At 70.8% G+C, this 17,853-nt stretch carries 21 protein-coding genes and 1 tRNA gene; 8 read left to right on the plus strand and 14 right to left on the minus strand.

Annotated elements, in window-relative coordinates; translation table 11 throughout:
- Positions 1-62: 62 nt before the first annotated feature.
- The 3 genes from ACFWJ8_RS00780 to ACFWJ8_RS00790 form a co-directional block, all read right to left on the minus strand.
- Entirely contained in the window at positions 63-590 is a 528-nt protein-coding gene (locus ACFWJ8_RS00780; protein ID WP_378807784.1) for a glutathione peroxidase, read from the minus strand.
- 20 nt (positions 591-610) lie between these two features.
- Positions 611-1,087 (minus strand): MarR family winged helix-turn-helix transcriptional regulator, encoded by a 477-nt coding sequence (locus ACFWJ8_RS00785; RefSeq protein WP_378807786.1) that lies wholly within the window; start codon positions 1,085-1,087, stop codon positions 611-613.
- A gap of 241 nt (positions 1,088-1,328) precedes the next feature.
- Positions 1,329-2,657: a flavin monoamine oxidase family protein gene (locus ACFWJ8_RS00790; protein ID WP_378807789.1), complete on the minus strand. Its 1,329-nt coding sequence runs from the start codon at positions 2,655-2,657 to the stop codon at positions 1,329-1,331.
- 68 nt (positions 2,658-2,725) lie between these two features.
- Here ACFWJ8_RS00790 and ACFWJ8_RS00795 point away from each other — a divergent pair, with 68 nt between their 5' ends.
- Complete coding sequence (locus ACFWJ8_RS00795; protein ID WP_378807790.1) at positions 2,726-4,387, plus strand: ABC-F family ATP-binding cassette domain-containing protein; 1,662 nt, start codon at positions 2,726-2,728, stop codon at positions 4,385-4,387.
- A 13-nt stretch (positions 4,388-4,400) separates the two neighbouring features.
- Here ACFWJ8_RS00795 and ACFWJ8_RS00800 read toward each other — a convergent pair whose 3' ends face one another.
- From ACFWJ8_RS00800 to ACFWJ8_RS00810, 3 genes are all read right to left on the minus strand, one after another.
- Entirely contained in the window at positions 4,401-4,751 is a 351-nt protein-coding gene (locus ACFWJ8_RS00800; RefSeq protein ID WP_378807792.1) for a LysR family transcriptional regulator, read from the minus strand.
- Positions 4,752-4,825: 74 nt separating this feature from the next.
- Positions 4,826-5,758 carry an alpha/beta fold hydrolase gene (locus ACFWJ8_RS00805; RefSeq protein WP_378807793.1) on the minus strand — a complete coding sequence of 311 codons (933 nt, stop codon included), beginning with the start codon at positions 5,756-5,758 and terminating at the stop codon, positions 4,826-4,828.
- Between the two features lie 66 nt (positions 5,759-5,824).
- Entirely contained in the window at positions 5,825-6,562 is a 738-nt protein-coding gene (locus tag ACFWJ8_RS00810; protein ID WP_378807795.1) for an alpha/beta fold hydrolase, read from the minus strand.
- A 177-nt stretch (positions 6,563-6,739) separates the two neighbouring features.
- On the opposite strand from ACFWJ8_RS00810, the gene ACFWJ8_RS00815 reads away from it, so the two are divergent.
- From ACFWJ8_RS00815 to ACFWJ8_RS00830, 4 genes are all read left to right on the plus strand, one after another.
- Positions 6,740-6,868, plus strand: a complete 129-nt coding sequence (locus tag ACFWJ8_RS00815; protein WP_378807796.1) for a hypothetical protein — start codon at positions 6,740-6,742, stop codon at positions 6,866-6,868.
- Between the two features lie 23 nt (positions 6,869-6,891).
- Entirely contained in the window at positions 6,892-7,785 is an 894-nt protein-coding gene (locus ACFWJ8_RS00820; protein ID WP_378807798.1) for an RNA polymerase sigma-70 factor, read from the plus strand.
- The gene (locus ACFWJ8_RS00825; RefSeq protein WP_378807800.1) at positions 7,782-8,201 is read left to right on the plus strand and encodes a hypothetical protein; all 420 of its coding nucleotides are present in this window, start codon (positions 7,782-7,784) and stop codon (positions 8,199-8,201) included. The genes ACFWJ8_RS00820 and ACFWJ8_RS00825 overlap by 4 nt, the downstream gene beginning before the upstream one ends.
- Positions 8,202-8,277: 76 nt before the next feature.
- Positions 8,278-9,036 carry an SDR family oxidoreductase gene (locus ACFWJ8_RS00830; protein ID WP_378807802.1) on the plus strand — a complete coding sequence of 253 codons (759 nt, stop codon included), beginning with the start codon at positions 8,278-8,280 and terminating at the stop codon, positions 9,034-9,036.
- A 96-nt stretch (positions 9,037-9,132) separates the two neighbouring features.
- Here ACFWJ8_RS00830 and ACFWJ8_RS00835 read toward each other — a convergent pair whose 3' ends face one another.
- Together ACFWJ8_RS00835 and ACFWJ8_RS00840 are read right to left on the minus strand one after the other, a co-directional pair.
- Positions 9,133-9,366, minus strand: coding sequence for a hypothetical protein (locus tag ACFWJ8_RS00835; RefSeq protein WP_378807803.1), 234 nt, complete (start codon positions 9,364-9,366; stop codon positions 9,133-9,135).
- On the minus strand, positions 9,360-10,841 hold the full coding sequence (locus ACFWJ8_RS00840) for an SDR family NAD(P)-dependent oxidoreductase (protein WP_378807806.1): 1,482 nt from the start codon (positions 10,839-10,841) through the stop codon (positions 9,360-9,362). Before ACFWJ8_RS00840 ends, ACFWJ8_RS00835 begins: the two co-directional genes overlap by 7 nt.
- 79 nt (positions 10,842-10,920) lie before the next feature.
- Here ACFWJ8_RS00840 and ACFWJ8_RS00845 point away from each other — a divergent pair, with 79 nt between their 5' ends.
- Positions 10,921-11,307, plus strand: a complete 387-nt coding sequence (locus ACFWJ8_RS00845) for an NUDIX domain-containing protein (protein ID WP_378808642.1) — start codon at positions 10,921-10,923, stop codon at positions 11,305-11,307.
- 19 nt (positions 11,308-11,326) lie between these two features.
- Here the strand turns inward: ACFWJ8_RS00845 and ACFWJ8_RS00850 are convergent, their stop codons facing one another.
- Genes ACFWJ8_RS00850 through ACFWJ8_RS00860 form a run of 3 tightly spaced genes read right to left on the minus strand, consistent with a single transcriptional unit; the run spans position 11,327 to position 13,318 of the window.
- Entirely contained in the window at positions 11,327-11,866 is a 540-nt protein-coding gene (locus ACFWJ8_RS00850; protein WP_378807809.1) for a YaeQ family protein, read from the minus strand.
- 3 nt (positions 11,867-11,869) lie between these two features.
- Positions 11,870-12,448, minus strand: coding sequence for a hypothetical protein (locus ACFWJ8_RS00855; protein WP_378807811.1), 579 nt, complete (start codon positions 12,446-12,448; stop codon positions 11,870-11,872).
- Between the two features lie 42 nt (positions 12,449-12,490).
- Positions 12,491-13,318, minus strand: a complete 828-nt coding sequence (locus ACFWJ8_RS00860; protein WP_378807813.1) for an inositol monophosphatase family protein — start codon at positions 13,316-13,318, stop codon at positions 12,491-12,493.
- Positions 13,319-13,412: 94 nt separating this feature from the next.
- Between ACFWJ8_RS00860 and ACFWJ8_RS00865 the strand changes: the two genes are divergently transcribed.
- Positions 13,413-13,488 (plus strand) — tRNA-Lys (locus ACFWJ8_RS00865).
- Between the two features lie 51 nt (positions 13,489-13,539).
- On the opposite strand, the gene ACFWJ8_RS00870 is transcribed toward ACFWJ8_RS00865, so the two are convergent.
- The 3 genes from ACFWJ8_RS00870 to ACFWJ8_RS00880 form a co-directional block, all read right to left on the minus strand.
- Positions 13,540-14,685: a flavin-containing monooxygenase gene (locus ACFWJ8_RS00870; protein ID WP_378807815.1), complete on the minus strand. Its 1,146-nt coding sequence runs from the start codon at positions 14,683-14,685 to the stop codon at positions 13,540-13,542.
- Between the two features lie 80 nt (positions 14,686-14,765).
- Entirely contained in the window at positions 14,766-15,998 is a 1,233-nt protein-coding gene (locus ACFWJ8_RS00875; RefSeq protein ID WP_378807818.1) for an MFS transporter, read from the minus strand.
- On the minus strand, positions 15,995-16,438 hold the full coding sequence (locus ACFWJ8_RS00880) for a MarR family winged helix-turn-helix transcriptional regulator (RefSeq protein ID WP_378807820.1): 444 nt from the start codon (positions 16,436-16,438) through the stop codon (positions 15,995-15,997). The genes ACFWJ8_RS00875 and ACFWJ8_RS00880 overlap by 4 nt, the downstream gene beginning before the upstream one ends.
- Before the next feature lie 196 nt (positions 16,439-16,634).
- On the opposite strand from ACFWJ8_RS00880, the gene ACFWJ8_RS00885 reads away from it, so the two are divergent.
- Entirely contained in the window at positions 16,635-17,840 is a 1,206-nt protein-coding gene (locus ACFWJ8_RS00885; protein WP_378807823.1) for a substrate-binding domain-containing protein, read from the plus strand.
- Positions 17,841-17,853: the final 13 nt, after the last annotated feature.

The following is a 17,853-nucleotide window of genomic DNA, read 5'->3' on the forward strand; positions in this document are numbered from 1 at the left end:
CGCGGCGGGTTTCCAGAGCGCCGGGATGCACCCTGAAGCGCGGGATCGAGGGTGAGGCGGCCTTACCGTGGTTCGTTCGCGTGCTCGCGATCGTGTGACGGGCGGCCCTGAGGAAGCCACTGTTCGATGGCGGTCAGCACCTCGGGATCGTCCGGGAGCACGCGGGGTGCGAATCGCCTCACCTCGCCGGTGGGGCTCACGAGGAACTTCTCGAAGTTCCAGGTGATGCGCCCGCTCTTGCCCGCGACGTCGGGGGTTCCGGTGAGCTGCTTGTACAGCGGGTGGGCACTGCGGCCGTTCACGCGAACCTTCTCCGCCATGGGGAACGTGACGCCCCAGGTCGCTGAGCAGTACTCCGCGATCGCGTCCTCGCTGGACAGCTCCTGCAGGAACTGGTTGCTGGGGAACCCGATCACCGTGAATCCGCGCGGCCCGTAGGTCCGCTGCAGCTGTTCGAGCTGCTCATACTGTGGTGCGAGTCCGCACCGCGACGCGACGTTGACCACGAGTGTCAGCCGTCCGGCGGTGAGCTCGCCGAACGTCGTGTCCTCCCCGCGGAGCATGGTGAGGGGGGTTTCGAAGAGTGTCATGAGTGTCCTTTCGGGGCGTGTCAGTGCGCCGCGGCGGCGAGCGCGGCGCGGGTGTCGAACGTGGAGACCCGTGATCGCAAGGCGTGCAGCGCCGCGATCAGCGCCTCGGCTTCTGAGCGCTCCATCTCGAGGGCATCGGCCACGCAGGCGCCGACGGGCTGCAGCTCCGCCTTGATCCTCATTGCCTTGTCGGTGGCGGAGACGCGCACGGCCCGTCGGTCGGTCACGGAGTGAGTGCGACGCACGAGATCCGCCTTCTCCATGCGGGACAGGAGCCCCGACACGCTGCTCGAATCGAGATGCAGCGCGTTTGCGAGCTCGCCCGGAGTCACCTCGTCGTGCTCCCACAGCACCGCCAGCAGCAGCACCTGCTGGAATGTGAGGCCCCATGGTGCGAGCAGATCGCGGTACAGCTGGAGCGTCGCCTGCATCGAGCTGTACAGCGCGAAGCACACCGAACGTTCCAGGTCGGAGTCGGGAACGGATGCCGGAGACATGGGAACAGTCTTGTACACCAATCCTTGGGATACAAGAGATCTGCCGGACGCGAGCGAGCCGGCCGGACGATGACCGAGCGGCGCACGGCGATCCTCCGACGCGGGCGCGTCTCGGCAACGATCCGATCGACCGCGAAGAGCACCTGCGCCATCTGGCCCGCACGGTGAACGGCATATGACGTCGAACTGCGGTTCGACGAGGGCGGCGAGCCTGCTCGACGGCGGTCGGCCCGCTCGGGCCTCAGCCCGCAGCCCAGAGGCGTTCGATCGGCATGTGCGCGCCGAGCACGGCGCAGGCGGCGCGGTGGCCTGAGAACATCGCCGCAGGGACGGTGGCGGGGTCATCGGTCCAGGTCGCCTCGCCGGCGAGATGGAGGATGCCGCCGATCGGCGTCGCCAGGGCGTCGTGGTCGGCGGTGGTGGAGCCCACCGTCATGTAGGCGTACGAGCCGTGCGAGAACGGGTCGTCCTGCCACGCCGTGATGTCGACGCGCGTCGGCTGTTCGACGCGGTCGCCGTACAGGCGGCGCAGCTGCGCGAGGACCGAGTCGACGACGTCCTCCTTGGGCCGGTCGCGGGTCGCGACGGCAGCCGGGCCCGCGGCGAAGGTGAGCAGGGTCGGCACGCCGTGCAGAGGCGTGAGGTCGTACCAGGAGTGCCACCATGCGCTCTCGGGGCCCTGCTGGCGGATCGCGTACACGTCGTCGTCCCAGAACTTCGTCGGAAAGCGCAGGAAGACCTTCTCGAACGCATTCATCCGCAGTCGTCCCAGAGCGTCCGCGATCGGATCCGGAAGCGCCGGTTCGAAGGCGAAGTCCTCCGACTGCAGCACGCCCACCGGCACCGTCACCACGGCGGTGTCGGCCGTGAACACGCCTCGGTCGGTGGTGATGGTCACCATGCCCTCGGACCAGTCGACCCGGGTCACGACATGCTCGAGCCGCACGTCCAGCCTGTCAGCGAGCCGGACCGGAAGCTGGTCGTAGCCGTCGGGGAACACGACCTCGTCCCCGTCGATCGAGTCGTCGTCGAGGCCGTGCGCGGCGAGATCCGCGATCCACGCGCCGTACTGCTCCTCCGAGCGGTGCTCCAGGTACTCGCGCACCCGCTGTTCGCGGGCGGCGTCCCAGCCCTGCAACGCCAGCGCCCGGTCGGTCACGTCGCGATACGAGTCGCCGGGGCCGGAGGCCGCGACGACATCGGCCAGCGCCGCGTCGACGGCTCCGATGTCGTCGATGAATCCCTGGGCGGCGGCATCCGTCAATCTCGTCCCGTCGGGGCCGTAGTACGCGATCGGGCGGCTGTCGGGCTGGTAGCCGCCGACCGTGAACTCCACGGTGCGCATGCCGAAGGCTTTGGCTGCGGCGGCGACCGGGCTGTCCGTCACGCCGTGGATCCAGGAGGCGCCCAGATCGGTCGCGACCCCGCCGGTCCGATCCGTGACCACGCGGCCGCCGACGCGGTCGCGCGCCTCGAGCACCACCACTCTTCGTCCGGCGTCGGCCAGCAGCTTCGCGGCGGAGAGGCCGGCGACACCCGCGCCGACGACGATCGTGTCGAAGTGTTCCACGTCCGTCATCCTCGCGCACGAGGGGCCCCCGCGCCGACCCCGGGTGCGCGCGCTGAGAGAATCGAACCATGACCGCAACACTCGTGGCCCGCGGGCTGGCCGGCGGGTACGGCCACCGCACGCTCTTCGACTCGCTGGATCTGACCGTGGCCCCCGGCGACGTCGTCGGGGTCGTCGGCGCGAACGGCGCCGGAAAGTCGACGCTGCTGCGCCTGCTCGCGGGCATCGACGAGCCGCAGGCCGGCTCCGTGACCTACTCGCCCGCCGACGCATTCGTCGGCTGGCTGCCCCAGGAGCACGAACGCGTCGAGGGCGAGTCCGTCGCGGACTACATCGCACGTCGGACGGGCTGCGCGCAGGCGACGAGAGACATGGATGCCGCAGCCGCCGCGCTCAGCGACCCGACGCCGCCGGGTGCTGCCGATCCCGCCGACGTCTATTCGGCGGCGCTCGAACGCTGGCTGGCCAGTGGCGCCGCCGACCTCGACGAGCGGCTCCCTGTCGTGCTGGCCGATCTGGGGCTGGACCTCGGCGGCATCCCGGCAGACCAGGCGAGCATGCTGTCGCTGTCGGGCGGCCAGGCGGCCCGCGTCGGCCTGGCGGCGCTCCTGCTCTCGCGGTTCGACATCGTGCTGCTGGACGAACCCACCAACGACCTCGACCTCGACGGCCTCGAACGGCTGGAAGCCTTCGTGCGCGGACTGCGGGGCGGTGTCGTCCTGGTCAGCCACGACCGCGAGTTCCTCGCCCGCAGCGTCACGCGCGTGCTGGAGCTCGACCTCGCGCAGCACTCGAACCGTGTGTTCGGGGGCGGCTACGACGCGTACCTCGAAGAGCGCGAGACCGTGCGGCGTCATGCGCGCGAGAAGTACGACGAGTTCGCCGGCAAGAAGGCCGACCTCGTCGCGCGGGCGCGGACGCAGCGGGAGTGGTCGAGTCAGGGTGTGCGCAACGCGATGAGGAAGTCGCCCGACAACGACAAGATCCGTCGCAAGGCGGCGACCGAGTCCAGCGAGAAGCAGGCGCAGAAGGTGCGTCAGATGGAGAGTCGCATCGCACGGCTCGAAGAGGTCGAGGAGCCGCGCAAGGAGTGGCAGCTCGAGTTCACCATCGGGGCGGCGCCCCGGTCGAGCACGGTGGTCTCCACTCTGAGCGCTGCCGTCGTGCAGCAGGGGACGTTCACCCTGGGCCCGCTGTCGTTGCAGGTGAACGCGGGGGAGCGGATCGGCATCACGGGCCCGAACGGTGCGGGCAAGTCGACGCTGCTGCGGGCGCTGCTGGGCAGGCAGGAGCCCGACGCGGGAACCGCGAGCCTCGGCGCGAACGTCGAGATCGGCGAGATCGACCAGGCACGATCGCTCCTCGTCGGATCACAGCCTCTGGCATCCGCGTTCGAGGAGCTCGTCCCGTCGATGGAGTCCGGCGAGGTGCGGACGCTGCTCGCCAAGTTCGGCCTCAAGGCCGATCACGTCGGGCGACCGGTGGGTGAGCTCTCGCCGGGCGAGCGCACGCGCGCGGCTCTGGCCCTCCTCCAAGGGCGTGGTGTGAACGTGCTGGTGCTCGACGAGCCCACCAACCACCTCGACCTGCCGGCGATCGAGCAGCTGGAGCAGGCGCTCGAGTCCTACCGGGGGACGCTGCTGCTGGTCACGCACGACCGGCGGATGCTCGACGCCGTCCAGCTCGATCGCCACTGGCGTGTGGACGCCGGGCGCGTCACCGAACTCTAGAGGTCGACCCGCGTCACCGCCCCTGACGCTTCTTGAACGGCTTCGGCTCGCCTTTCACGACCGGCGCGCGGCCCTTGCCCTTCGACGCCTTGGCTTTGCCGCCCGCCGGGACCGCGGGCTTCGCGGCCGGCGCGGGCGCGGTCGCGATCCGCTGCCGCGCCTCGTCGAGGAGCAGTGCCCCGGGTGCAGTCAGCGACCAGCCGGACTTGCTGCGCGTGAAGAGGGGATGCCCCACCTCCGCCTCCAGCTTCTCGATGGTCGAGTAGAGCGCGGCCAGCGGCATCCCGAGCGCTTCCGCCGCACGCGGGACATGCAGTCCGTTGTCGACGACGGCGACGAACTGCTCGAGCTGTGTGAGCTTCACTGGGGGACCTTTCGCGCGCCGGTTCGCGTCGGATGTCGATGACGTGCCGACCTTACGACCGTACCGTCCCGCGGTCAGGGCGTCCCGGCGCCGTCACCCGGCGGCTCAGCGACGCCCAGCACGGCCTCGGCGAACGCGTGCGGTGCCTCGGCCGGCAGTTCGTGCCCGGCACCGGCGATCTGCCGGTGCTCGCGTGGACCGGTGAAGAACCGCGCGTGCGCGGAGCCGTCCGTCGCCGGGAAGTTGCCGTCGGCAGTGCCGTCCAGGGTGATGGCGGGCACGGGTATGGCAGGCAGGGTCGACAGTCGCTCCTCGAGTTCTGCGTAGGCGGGGTCGCCGGCCGCCATTCCGAGGCGGTGGCGGTACGAATGGAGGACGGCATCCACGTAGTCGGGATTGTCGAACGCCGGGGCCGCACGGTCGAGGGCGGCGCCGTCGAAAGGACGCGACGGAGAGTTGCGACGCCTGATCACCTCGGCGACGCCCTTCGCGTCGGCGGCGAGCCCGCGGCGCCCGCGATCGGTCGCGAAGTACCAGAAGTACCAGAACCCCGCCTCGCGCTCCGCGGGGAGGGGGATGCCGGCGGCCGCGACGTCCTGGATCAGATACCCGTTCACCGACACCAGGCCCGCAACACGCTCGGGCCACAGCGCTGCGACCACGCACGCTGCCCGCCCGCCCCAGTCGTAGCCGGCCAGGATCGGCTGCTCGAGGTCGAGCGCGTCGAGGAAGGCGAGGAGGTCGCTGCCGAGCGCGGCCTGCTGCCCGGAGCGCATCGTGCCGGCATCCCGGAATCGTGTGGGTCCGTGCCCGCGCAGGTAGGGCACCAGCACGCGATAGCCGGCGTCGGTCAGCAGCGGTGCGACGTCGACATAGCTGTGGATGTCGTAGGGGAAGCCGTGCAGCAGCACGACGGGCTCGGCGTGCGGGTCACCGACGTCGACGTACCCGACGGTCAGGTCGCCGGCATCCACGGAACGCAGCGGGGTCCCGAACAGCTCGCTCATCTCTCGCCTCTCGATGGGGGCGGCGCCCCGGAGACCGGACCGTCGTCCGGAGCGCCGCCGGTCCGTTCAGACCGCGGCGAGGCTCGCGACGTAGGCCTTGCCGGCCGCGGCGATCGTCGCCGCGACCGCCGCCGGCTGCGACACCGGGAGAGCGTGGGAGGCGCCGGCGATCTCGTGTGTGCCGCGCGACGCAGCGCGCTCGGCCCCCGCCCGGTGCACAGCGACCGGGATGTTGAGGTCCTGGTCGCCGAACACGTGCCAGGACGGGATGTCGCGCCACGCGGGCTGCGGAGTGCCCAGTCCCTCCGACAACGCCGCCTGCGTGACCGGTCGCTGCGTGGCGGCCATGAGCGCCGCCACCTCGGCGGGGACGTCGGCTGCGAACTGGTGGTGGAACAGCTCGGGACGGATCGCGAACTCATCGCCGCCGGTCGCGACCGGGTAGGCGGTCAGCGCTTCGCCGAGCGTGCCTCCGGGGGCGCTGTTGGAGAGCTCGAAAGCGCTCTGGCCCGGCTCGGGCACGAAGGCCGCGACGTAGACGAGGCCCACGACCGCGTCGTTGCCGGCGGCGGCCTCGGTGATGACCAGGCCGCCGTACGAGTGGCCCACCAGGATGATGGGGCCCTCCAGGGCCGCCAGCACGTCGCGGACGTAGGAGGCGTCCCCGGCGAGACTGCGCAGCGGATTCGCCACCGCGACGGCGCGGACATCGTGCTGCTGCAGCTGCGCGATGACGCCGTTCCACGAGGACGACTCGGCGAATGCGCCGTGGACGAGGACGACGGTGGGCTTCTGCTCGGACATGTCGGTTCCTTTCGAGGGTCGTGCGGTGTTGTCAGCACAGACCGGATCAGGTGGCCCGCTGTGACCGATCGGGCGGAATCCGTCGATCTTCGCGACATTCGTCACACCCGGGGGCGCTGTCCGGTCTGAGCTGGAGACGCGCGCGTTCCCGCGTGCGATGAGCAGAGAGGGTTCGACATGAGGAGCGCTGTCATCGGGGGAACGGGACTGATCGGCTCGCGCGTCGTCGCGACGCTGCCGGCGCCGGGGCAGGCCGGCTGCCATGCGGGCGAGGCCGCGCTGACCTCCGCCGTGGGCGTACTCTGAGCCCGGCGATGGGAACCGGGAACGTGAGGGAACAGGCGAGCAGCCGCGACGATCTGGCGCGGGCGGTGGCCGTCTTCGACGAGCACCGGCGGCGCATCTTCGGCATCGGGTACCGGATGCTCGGCACCGTGGCGGACGCCGAGGACATCGTCCAGGAGACGTGGATCCGCTGGCAGAACGTCGATCGTGACGGCATCCACGATCCGGCGGCGTTCCTCGCGACCATCGCGACGCGGCTGTCGATCAACGCCACGCAGTCGGCGCACGCGAGACGCGAGACGTACATCGGGCCCTGGCTGCCCGAACCGGTGAACACCGACGCGGATCCCGCTCTCGGTGCGGAGCGCGGCGAGGCGCTGCAGTTCGCCATCCTGCTGATGCTGGAGAGGCTCACCCCCACCGAACGGGCCGCGTACATCCTGCGCGAGGCGCTGGACTACCCGTACGAGCGGATCGCAGAGGTCATCTCGACGAGCGTCGCCAGTGCGCGCCAGTTGGTCAGCCGCGCCCGCAAGCACCTCGAATCGGCGCGGCGGGCCGAGGTCGCCGCCGCAGAGCAGCGGCGACTGCTCGAGGCGTTCCTCGTCGCGGCCCAGAAGGGCGACGTGGGCGACCTCGAACGGCTGTTCGCCGAGGACGTCATCAGCTACACGGACGGCAACGGCGTGAAGCTCGCTGCCCGCATCCCCGTCGCAGGCCGAAGCCGCGTCGCGAAGTTCGTCGCGGCGTTCTCGAGTCACTTCTGGACCGGCAAGCGCATCGACTGGATCGAGGTCAACGGACAGCCCGCGGCGACTCTCACCGAAGACGGCGTGGTCACCACGATCGTGACCGTCACCGCAGGCGAGGACGGCATCCGTCAGCTGCTGTGGGTGATGAGCCCCGACAAGCTTGTGCACGCCCAGGTCGGGGCGTGACCGGACGTGGCGGCGGATCGTGGCTGCGCCGCTCGGCACGAGGCGCGCGGTCGAGCGTCGTGCACCACGATCGGGTCGCGCACGCCCTCGTCGCGATCGGCGCAGCGGGTGATGCGCGCGCGCTGAGACGGCTGCTGAACCCCGGTGTGGTGCTGACTGTCGACGGGGGCGGGAACGTCCCTGCTCCGGCGGCGGCGTTGGAGGGGGCGACCGAGGTCGGGTCGTATCTCGCCGGCGTGATGCTCGCGTCCGGCACGAGCCTGCGCGTGGACGCGGTCAACGGGATGCCGGGGGTCGTCGTCTGCCGCGATGACGCGGTGACGGGCATCCTCGGCTTCCGGGCGCGCGGCCGGCAGATCCTCGAAGCGTGGCTCGTGCTGAACCCCGACAAGCTCGCGCGGTGGAGCTGCGGCTGAACGTGTCACAGATCCGGCTCCGGCCCGGTCATAGCTGGCGAGCACGGCACGCGCGCTCTCCAACGAAAGGCACATCATGGCAAAGATCGTCGTCATCGGAGGTTCCGGACTGATCGGCTCGAAGGTCGTCGCGAAGCTCACTGAGCACGGTCACGAGGCACTGGCGGCCTCGCCCAACTCGGGCGTCGACACGCTGACGGGCGAAGGGCTCGCCGATGCGCTGGAGGGAGCCCAGGTTGTGGTCGACGTGTCGAACTCGCCGTCGTTCGCCCCGGACGACGTCATGGCCTTCTTCACGACGTCGACGGCGAACCTCATCGCCGCCGAGCGGGCCGCCGGCGTCGGCCACCACGTGGCGCTCACGGTCGTGGGCACCGACCGGCAGAACACGATCTCGTACTTCGCCGCGAAGGCCGCGCAGGAGCAGCTCATCCGAGAGTCGGGCGTCCCGTACTCGCTCGTGCACGCGACGCAGTTCTTCGAGTTCATCACCGGAATCGCGGCCGTCTCGGGCAAGGACGAGGCGATCCACCTGCCCGACAACCTCGTGCAGCCGATCGCCGCCGAGGACGTCGCCACCGCGGTCGCCCGCACGGCGGCGGGCGCTCCTCTCGGCGCCGACGTCGAGATCGCGGGACCGGAGGTCATGGGGCTCGACGAGATGGTGCGGCGCGGGCTGACGTTCCGCGGCGACCCCCGCGAGGTGCTCACCGATCCCGACGCGCCCTACTTCGGCGCGCGCATGGAGGAGCGCACCCTGATGCCCGTGTCCGGGGTGCAGGTGTTCACCACGACGCTGGCGGAGTGGCTGCCGGCGAACCCGCCGCGCGGCTGATCGTGGCGATGCAGAAGGCCCGGGCTGCGCTGAGCGCGGCGCGGGCCTTCCGCGTCAGCGCCGCCAGCGTCTCGTCTCGTACCGGGTCAGGACGCGCTAGGAGGCGGAGGTCGACGGGTCGCTGCGCGTGCGCCGCGGCGGTGGTGGCGGCGGAACCTCCTTCGCGGCGATGATCGCGCCGCGCGGGATGCGTTCGACACCGCGTTTGCCGTCGACGACCACGGTCGCGGCATCCACGCTCAGCAGCTCGCCCAGCGCGTCGGTCGCCTGCCCGGTGGGGAGGAGGTACCGCACGACGACGCGGCGTCCCGGCTCTGGGAGGTTCACCACGCGCCGGGGGAGTAGTCCTTGAGGAACACCCCGAACACGTCCTCGCCGGCTTCGCCGCGCACGATCGGGTCGTACACGCGGGCGGCGCCGTCGACGAGGTCGAGCGGCGCGTGGAAGCCCTCCTCGGCCAGGCGCACCTTCGTGGGGTGCGGACGCTCGTCGGTGATCCAGCCGGTGTCGACGCTCGTCATGAGGATCCGATCGGTCTCGAACATCTCGCGCGCGCTCGTGCGGGTCAGCATGTTGACCGCGGCCTTGGCCATGTTGGTGTGGGGATGCCCCGGACCCTTGTAGCCGCGGTTGAACACGCCTTCCATCGCGCTCACGTTGACGATGTAGGTGCGCCGGGCGTTCGACGCGGCCATCGACGGACGCAGCTTGGACACGAGCAGGAACGGCGCCGTCGTGTTGGCGAGCTGCACTTCGAGCATCTCGAGCGGGTCGACCTCTTCGACGCGCTGCACCCACGAGTTGCTGTGGTCGAGGTCGGGGATGAGCCCGCCGGCGTCGATCGCGGTTCCTGCGGCAAGCCTCTCCAGCGAGCTGGAGCCGGCGGCCATGGCCTGCTCGGTGAGCTCGTCGGCGCGCGAAGCGGCCGCGGCGAGGATCGGGTGCGCCGTCACCGAGCGCTCCAGCGCCTGCGGGTGACGGTCGTTCGTGTGCCCGAACGTGACGAGCTCGGGCAGCGGCCCGTTCGGCAGCGGCGCCAGTTCGGCGTCGACGAGGGGCTGATACGCGCCCGGGGAGCGGCGCACCGTCTGGGTGGCGTTGTTGATGAGGATGTCGAGGGGACCGGCCGCGGCGACGTCCTCGGCGAGACCGATGACCTGTGCGGGATCGCGCAGGTCGATGCCGACGATCTTGAGCCGGTCGATCCACTCGGGGGCGTCGGGCAGGCTGCTGAACCGGCGCACGGCGTCACGCGGGAATCGTGTGGTGATCGTGGTGTGGGCGCCGTCGCGCAGCAGGCGCAGGGCGATGTACATGCCGATCTTGGCCCGACCGCCGGTGAGCAGCGCCCGCTTGCCGGTCAGGTCGGTCCGCGCGTTGCGCTTGGCGTGGCTCATGGCGGCGCAGTCGGGGCACAGCTGGTGATAGAACGCGTCGACCACCGTGTACGGCCGCTTGCAGATGTAGCAGGCACGGGCCTTGAGAAGGGTGCCCGCCGTGGGTGCCGTCGTCGAGGACGCGATCGGGATGCCGCGCGTCTCGTCGTCGATGCGATCGGGCGCCCCCGTGGCGGTGGCCGCGACGACCGCCTTGTCCGCGGCGGCGATCGCGTCGCGGATCTCACGCCGGCGGTGACGCTTGACGGCCTTGAACATCTTGGCGGTCGCGCGCCGCACCGCGACGAAGTCGGGATGGGTCTCGTCGATCCCCGCCATGCTGTCGAGCACCCGCAGGGCGACGGCGAGGTCTTCCGGGTCGATGCCGCTCGGCGGCAGGTCGGAGGGCACGGGCGATTCGGGAGGCACACGTGATTCTACGCCGGACGAGGTGGACGCCACCTGTTAGCGTGCCAGGGTGAGCACCCCGAACCTTCCTGGAACCTCCGTGCGCAGCATCCACGTCTCGGCCGCGGTGATCGTGAACCGGGCGGGCGAGCTGCTGCTGGTGCGCAAGGCGGGCACGACGGCGTTCATGCAGCCCGGCGGCAAGCCCGAGCCCGGGGAGTCGGCGGCCGAGACGCTGGCGCGCGAGCTGCTCGAAGAACTCGGCATCCGCGTCGCGCCCGACGAGCTGGAGTCCCTCGGCTCCTTCACCGCCGCCGCGGCGAACGAGCCGGGCTTCCTCGTGGTGGCCGACGTGTTCGCGGCCGACATCGGCGCTCAGCAGCCGGTGGTCGCCGCCGAGATCGAAGAGCTGCGCTGGGTCGGCCGCGCCGAGGCCGAGCGGCTCGACATCGCGCCGCTCGCCCGCGAGAACTTCCTTCCCGCCTGACGTCGCCGCGCGGTCGGCGTCACCCGGCCGTCCGCGTGTGGATGTCGCTCTCCAGGCTCGTGCCGCCCAGGTCGAGGTAGATCCGCCGTTCGGTCACCGACAGCGTCATCGCGCTGCGACGCTCCACGAGTGCCGCAGCGGCATCCACGAAGCCGGGGTCGAAGCCGTGCAGCAGGATCTCGTCCGCACGGTGGATGCGCTTGCCGGCCCACGGTGCCGCCACCTTGGCCGGGTCGCGGTGGGTGTACACCACGGTCCGGGCCGCCTGCATGCTGCCGGAGTGCAGGCGCGCGGCATCCGGAGCCCCCACCTCGATCCAGGCGGTCAGCGCACCGGTCAGGTCGCGGACCAGCACGGCGGGCTCGTCGGTGGCCGAGATGCCCTCGCTGAACGAGATGCCCACTTCGTACTCGAGGCAGTAGGCGAGGACGCGCGTCATCATGAAGGCGTCGGTCTCAGAGGGATGCCGCGCCACGCGGAGCGACAGATCCTCATAGACGCCGCGATCGACGTCGGCCAGCTGCACCGTGAACGTGTGCATCGTCGCGCCGACGGCCATGGCTCAGGCCTTCGGCCACTCGATGAGGAGCAGACCCTGCTTCGTGTCGGCGACCGTGACCTGGCCGTCGGTGAACAGGTACGTCATTCCGTAGCCCTGGTCGTCGGTCACGAGGGCCGTGTCGTGGCTCTCGGTGATGTACACGCCGCCGGCGGCGTCCTCGCGCACCCACCCCTCGGCGAGGAGCTCGTTCTGCGCATCCTCGGCCTCGGCGTCGGTCATCTTCGCCCAGCCGTAGATCTGGCCGGAGTCGCCCGCGGGCTGGTCGAAGTTCGCCCACATGCACAGGATGCCGCCGTCGATCTGCTGGCTGCCGATGTACAGCGGCGACTCCTGCGAGGTCACGCCGATCTTCTCGTAGTCGGCCACCAGGCTGTCGGAGATGAGCGTCTTGCACGTCGGCGTGGCCGCCGCGGCCGTGGGCTCCGGCGCGGTCGATGCCGACGGCTCGGGCGCGGTCGTGGTCGGCGCCGAGGAGGATGTCGGCTCGGGCGCGGCGTCAGGGCTGCTGGAACAGGCCGTCAGCGCGAGTGCGGACAGCGCCAGAGCGGCGGCGGTGCCGAGGAGGCGGGTAGCAGGCATCGGGGGAGTCTCCGTGGGGGATGGGAGGGGAAGGGAGGTGGATCAGGACTGATGCAGAAGTTCGAGGTACGCGTCGTGCAGCACGCGGTTGGTGGCGAGGGACGAACGCGCCGACAGGGTGTCTTCGCCGTCGAACGATGTGAAGCGGCCGCCGGCTTCGGTCACGATGGGCACGAGCGCGGCGATGTCGTACTCCTTGACGTCGAACTCGGCGACGAGCTCCAGACGGCCCTCGGCGAGGAGCATGTACGGCCACGCGTCGCCGTAGCCGCGGTCGCGCCAGACCGAGGAGGTGAGGCGCTCGAGGGCGTCGAGCTTGCCGGCATCCCGCCACTGTCCGATGCTCTGGAAGCTCACGCTCGACGCGCCGATCGTGTCGACATCTGACACGGCGAGGCGCTTCGGCTCGCCCATGGGGCCGTCGGTCCAGGCGCCGAGGCCGCTGGCCGCCCACCAGCGACGGCCGATCGCCGGCTGGCTGGCGACGCCCACGCGGGGGACGCCGTCGATCGACAGCGCGATCAGGGTCGTCCACATCGGGATGCCCTTGAGGTAGTTGGCGGTGCCGTCGATCGGGTCGATGATCCACTGGCGCGCCGAGTCGCCCGTGACGCCGTACTCCTCGCCGAACACGCCGTCTGCGGGACGCTCGGCCTCCAGCAGCGCGCGGATCGCCCGCTCGGTCGCGAGGTCGGCCTCGGTGACGTGGGTCGCATCGGCCTTCAGGCTCACATCGAGATCAGCGGCGTCGAAACGGGACATGGATGCCGCATCCGCCGCGTCGGCCAGCCTCATGGCCAGTTCGAGGTCGGCCCGGAGGTCTCCATCGAACGGCGCATCGAACGTCGGGGCGGAGGGTCGGGTGGTCACGGGATACAGGATACCCGGGGCGTTCCCGCCCCGATTTCACGTCCGGCGAATCCTCATGTAATGTGGTCCCTCGTGTTCGGGTCATCCGAAACACGCACCTCTAGCTCAATCGGCAGAGCAACTGACTCTTAATCAGTGGGTTCAGGGTTCAAGTCCCTGGGGGTGCACCACAGCGAAGGGCGGTCCGCAAGGACCGCCCTTCCGCGTGTTCGCGGCACGCTTCAGCGGCCGCCTCGGCGCTCCTTCGCGATAGATCTCGCGGCTGACCGCGCGTCGAGGTTGATCTGCAGGAGGAGTCCCTTCAGCGGACTGCGGATGCCGACGAACCGCAGCCCGGGCGCGTCCGGGTGCGTCCGTCCGCCGGTGGACGCGGGCGCGCCGCGGCGGTCGAGGATCCCGAGGTGGCCGACGAGCGGGACGAGGCCGGTCGAGTATCCGGTTGCGGCGATCACGGCATCGGGGTCGACGCGGGTGCCGTCGGCAAGGACGGCGGCCGTGCCCTCGAAGCGGTCGAGCGCGGCGACGGGGGTGACGCGGCCGGCGCGCAGCGCCGCGACGAGGCCCACGTCGATGGTCGGCGTCACGGCTGTCGCCCGCGCCTGTGCGACGACGCCGGCGCGCGGAGCCGGCATGCCGTAGCGCGTCAGGTCGCCGATCGCGAACCGCTGCAGCAGGCGATTGACCGGGTCCGTGGCCCACGCCGGCAGGAAGTCCATCGGCACGGCGAGGAGCGTCGTCGGGAACGGCCCCAGCTGCCGGGGGATGATGTTGGGAGCTGTCCGGATGGCCAGCCGCACCTCCGCAGCTCCCTGCTCGGCCAGATCGGCGGCGATCTCGGCACCCGAGTTGCCCGCCCCGACGACGAGGACCCTGCGCCCGGCGAACGCCGCCGCGTCGCGGTAGCGGGAAGCGTGCACGACCTCACCCGGGTAGGACTCCTGGCCGGGCCAGCGGGGTTCGAGCGCGATGCTGCTGAAGCCGGTCGCGAGCACGACCTGGTCCGCGGTGATCGTGCCGTCGTCGGTGAGGGCGCGCCAGCCGGCTCCCGCGCGCTCGAGGCGCCGTACGCGGACGCCGAACCGCGGACGCAGGTCGTGCAGGCGCGCGTAGACCCGCAGGTAGTGGGCCATGTCGTCCTTCGCGACCCAGCGCCCGAACCGGCGCGGCATGCGCAGGCCCGGCAGCGCGGACTGGACGCGGGGCGTGTGGAGATGCAGGCGCTCGTAGCGTCGCCGCCACGTCTCGCCGACCTCCTCGCCGGCGTCGACGATCGTCGGCGCGATGCCCCGGCGACGCAGGCAGGCGGCCACCGCCAGTCCCGCAGGGCCGGCGCCGATCACGAGCACCTCGGCGTGCTGCTGTTCCACGACTCAGACGCTACCGATCGGGGCGGACCGGCACGAGAGCCCCGGACCACTTCGGTCCGGGGCTCTCGTACCGTGCCGGCTCAGGCGGCGTCGCCCACGAGCACCGCAGCGGCCTCTTCGACGGCGTCCGCTTCGCGCAGATCGATGCGCGCGAGGGCACGGCGGCCGATCGCGATCGTCGCGGTCGCGATGAGGATGGATGCCGCGGCGAACAGGTACGGGACGGTCGCGCCGTACGCGTGCCACAGCCACGCGGCCAGCGGCGGAGCGGCCGCGCCGCCGAGGAAGCGGACCGCCGAGTACGACGACGAAGCGACCGAGCGCGGCAGGTCGGTGGCCTCCATGACCGACTCGGTCAGCACGGTGTTCATGATCCCCAAGAGCAGGCCGCCGACGATGATGCACACCACGAGGGCGGTCGGGTTCTCGACGAGGATTCCGGCGATCACGAGGTCGACCGCGAGCAGCGGCAGCGTCAGCAGCATGACGGTCGTGCGGGGGAGGAACCGCAGCAGGAACGGCGCGACCCACACGCTGGTGATCGCCAGCGCCACGCCCCAGCCGAAGAACGTGAAGCCGATGCCCATCGCGCCGAAGCCGAGCGGGAACGGCGAGAACGCCAGCAGGACGAAGAAGCCGATGTTGTAGAACAGGGCGGCCACGGCGAGGACGGCGAGGGAGGGGATGCGGAGCGCCTTGAACGGGGCCGACAGCGGCACCGGCACGGGCTTCTCGCCCGACCCGCGCAGGAGCGCCAGCACGGCGACGAACGCGATCGCCATGAGTGCGACGACGCCGAAGAACGGGCCGCGCCAGCTGATCTCGCCGAGGAGCCCGCCGAGCAGGGGTCCGATCGCGATGCCGAGGCCGAGTGCGGCCTCGTAGAGCACGATGGCCGCCCCGCTGCCGCCGGAAGCGGCGCCGACGATGGTCGCGAGCGCGGTGGAGATGAACAGCGCGTTGCCGAGGCCCCAGCCGGCACGGAACCCGATGATCGCGTCGACGCTGCCCGACAGCGAGCACGCGAGGGCGAACACGACGATGAGCCCGAGGCCGATGAGCAGCGTCGCCTTGGCGCCGATGCGGCTGGAGATCCAGCTCGTGACGAGCATGGCCAACCCCGTGACGAGCAGGTAGCTCGTGAACAGGAGCTCGGTCTGCACCGGCGTGGCCTCCAGCGACTCGGCGATCGCCGGGAGGATCGGGTCGACGAGGCCGATGCCCATGAAGGCGACGACACACGCGAATGCCACCGCCCACACCTGTGCGGGCTGGCGCCACACCGACACCTTCGCGGAGCCGTGCGCGCTCATGGGGCGACCTCCGCGGTGGCCGCGGCGCGGTCCAGATTGCGCGTGAGCACCCGTGCGGTGGTGCGCAGCGCGTCCCACTCGTCGGCCGTGAGGTCGTCGAAGTGCGGCGCGAGGGCCGACGTCAGGTGCAGCAGCCACGTGTGGAGCGCCTCCAGGCCGAGCGGCGTCGCCTCGACGACCGTCGCACGGGAGTCGGCGGCATCCGTCGCCCGCGTCAGCAGTCCCTGCTCGACCATCTGCCCCACCAGCCGGGTCATGCCGGGCTGCGTGACCCGGCTGAGCCGGGCGAGCTCGCCGACGCGCAGCGGGCCGTGTTCGCGGAGGATCGTGAGGGTGCGCCACTGGGCGGCGGGGGTCTCGTTGGCTGTCTCGAGCGCCGCGAGTCGCGTGAGCGTGTGCGCGGCGACGATGAGGGTCTCGATGTCCTGATCGTGTGTCACGTCGAACAAGCATACCAGTGATATATACCGAGGGTATGCAATGGATGGATGCCGCCCGCCCTCGTATCGCGATTCGGTAACGCCACCCCGCCCGACTTGACCGCGTGCGCCCTTGTTCCTAGATTGCAAATACCTGAATCGGTTTTCATGTTTGGATCCGATGCACCAAATCCTTCCAATGGGGAAAGGCACGCACATGCGGGTTACGAAGAAGTTGCTCCTGGGCTCCGTGGTCGTCACGGCAGCGCTCGTCCTGGCGGCGTGCGCACCGTCCGCGGAGACGCCGTCCGGCGAGGCGACCGACGGCGGCGGTCCGTCCGAGGTCACCGTCGGCATCGTCACGAGTGAGTCCGGTCCGCTCGCCGGCTACGGCAAGCAGTACCTCGACGCCTTCAAGGCCGGGCTCGACTACGCCACCGACGGCAGCGGCGAGATCGACGGCACGAAGATCACCGTCGAGTACCGCGACGACGCGGGTGACCCCGACAAGGCCGTCACCGCCGTCAAGGAGCTCATCGGCGAGGGTGTCAACATCATCGCGGGCACCGCGTCGTCGGGCGTCGCACTCGCCGTCGCCGAGCAGGCGGCGCAGAACAAGGTGCTCTACATCTCGGGTCCTGCCGCGGCGGACGCGATCACCGGCATCAACGACTACACCTTCCGCTCCGGCCGCCAGAGCGCGCAGGACGTCGCGACGGCGGGGACCTTCCTCGACGACATCGAGGGCAAGAAGGTGACCGTGTTCGCCCAGGACAACGCCTTCGGCCAGGGCAACGTGGCCGCCGTGCAGGCGATCCTCGGCGGCAAGGGCGCGACGGTCGACTCGGTGCTGGTCGCCGAGGACGCCACCGAGTTCACGCCCTTCGCGCAGCAGGTGCTCGCGGGTGCGCCCGACCTCGTGTTCGTGGCATGGGCCGGCGCTACGTCAGGCGCCATGTGGCAGGCGATGAGCCAGCAGGGCGTGATGGACGAGATCCCCGTCGTCACCGGCCTCGGCGACTCGGCGACGTTCGGCGCCTACGGTGAGGCGTCCGAGAAGATCAGCTTCCTCAACCACTACTTCCCGGGCGCGCCCGACAACGACGTCAACACGGCGATGGTCAAGGCCATCGAGGACGCAGGCGGCACACCCGACCTGTTCAGCCCCGACGGCTTCAACGCGGCGATCATGATCGTCCACGCCATCGAAGAGGGCAAGGGCGATGTCGACGCGATGGTCTCGTCGCTCGAGGGCTTCGAGTTCGAAGGACCGAAGGGCACGATGACGGTCCGCGCGAGCGACCACGCCCTCATCCAGGAGATGTACCAGGCCAAGCTCGTCGCGAAGGACGGCACCTTCGTGCCCGAGCTCGTCGACACCGTGTCGGCGGACGACGTCGCGCCGGCCGAGGCGAAGAAGTAGTCCGGGGACACGT

The sequence above is a fragment of the Microbacterium sp. NPDC058389 genome, from assembly GCF_042722305.1.
In the GTDB taxonomy this organism is placed as follows: Bacteria; Actinomycetota; Actinomycetes; order Actinomycetales; family Microbacteriaceae; genus Microbacterium.

Excerpts from the sequence above, each read along its gene's own strand:
- ACFWJ8_RS00850 (WP_378807809.1), bottom strand. The coding sequence starts at position 11,866 with ATGGCCGTCGGCGCGACGATGCACACGTTCACGGTGCAGCTGGCCGAC.
- ACFWJ8_RS00830 (WP_378807802.1), top strand. The coding sequence starts at position 8,278 with ATGGCAAAGATCGTCGTCATCGGAGGTTCCGGACTGATCGGCTCGAAG.
- ACFWJ8_RS00780 (WP_378807784.1), bottom strand. The coding sequence starts at position 590 with ATGACACTCTTCGAAACCCCCCTCACCATGCTCCGCGGGGAGGACACG.
- ACFWJ8_RS00885 (WP_378807823.1), top strand. The coding sequence starts at position 16,635 with ATGCGGGTTACGAAGAAGTTGCTCCTGGGCTCCGTGGTCGTCACGGCA.
- ACFWJ8_RS00810 (WP_378807795.1), bottom strand. The coding sequence starts at position 6,562 with ATGTCCGAGCAGAAGCCCACCGTCGTCCTCGTCCACGGCGCATTCGCC.
- ACFWJ8_RS00815 (WP_378807796.1), top strand. The coding sequence starts at position 6,740 with ATGAGGAGCGCTGTCATCGGGGGAACGGGACTGATCGGCTCGCGCGTC.
- ACFWJ8_RS00875 (WP_378807818.1), bottom strand. The coding sequence starts at position 15,998 with ATGAGCGCGCACGGCTCCGCGAAGGTGTCGGTGTGGCGCCAGCCCGCA.
- ACFWJ8_RS00795 (WP_378807790.1), top strand. The coding sequence starts at position 2,726 with ATGACCGCAACACTCGTGGCCCGCGGGCTGGCCGGCGGGTACGGCCAC.
- ACFWJ8_RS00805 (WP_378807793.1), bottom strand. The coding sequence starts at position 5,758 with ATGAGCGAGCTGTTCGGGACCCCGCTGCGTTCCGTGGATGCCGGCGAC.
- ACFWJ8_RS00855 (WP_378807811.1), bottom strand. The coding sequence starts at position 12,448 with ATGCCTGCTACCCGCCTCCTCGGCACCGCCGCCGCTCTGGCGCTGTCC.
- ACFWJ8_RS00785 (WP_378807786.1), bottom strand. The coding sequence starts at position 1,087 with ATGTCTCCGGCATCCGTTCCCGACTCCGACCTGGAACGTTCGGTGTGC.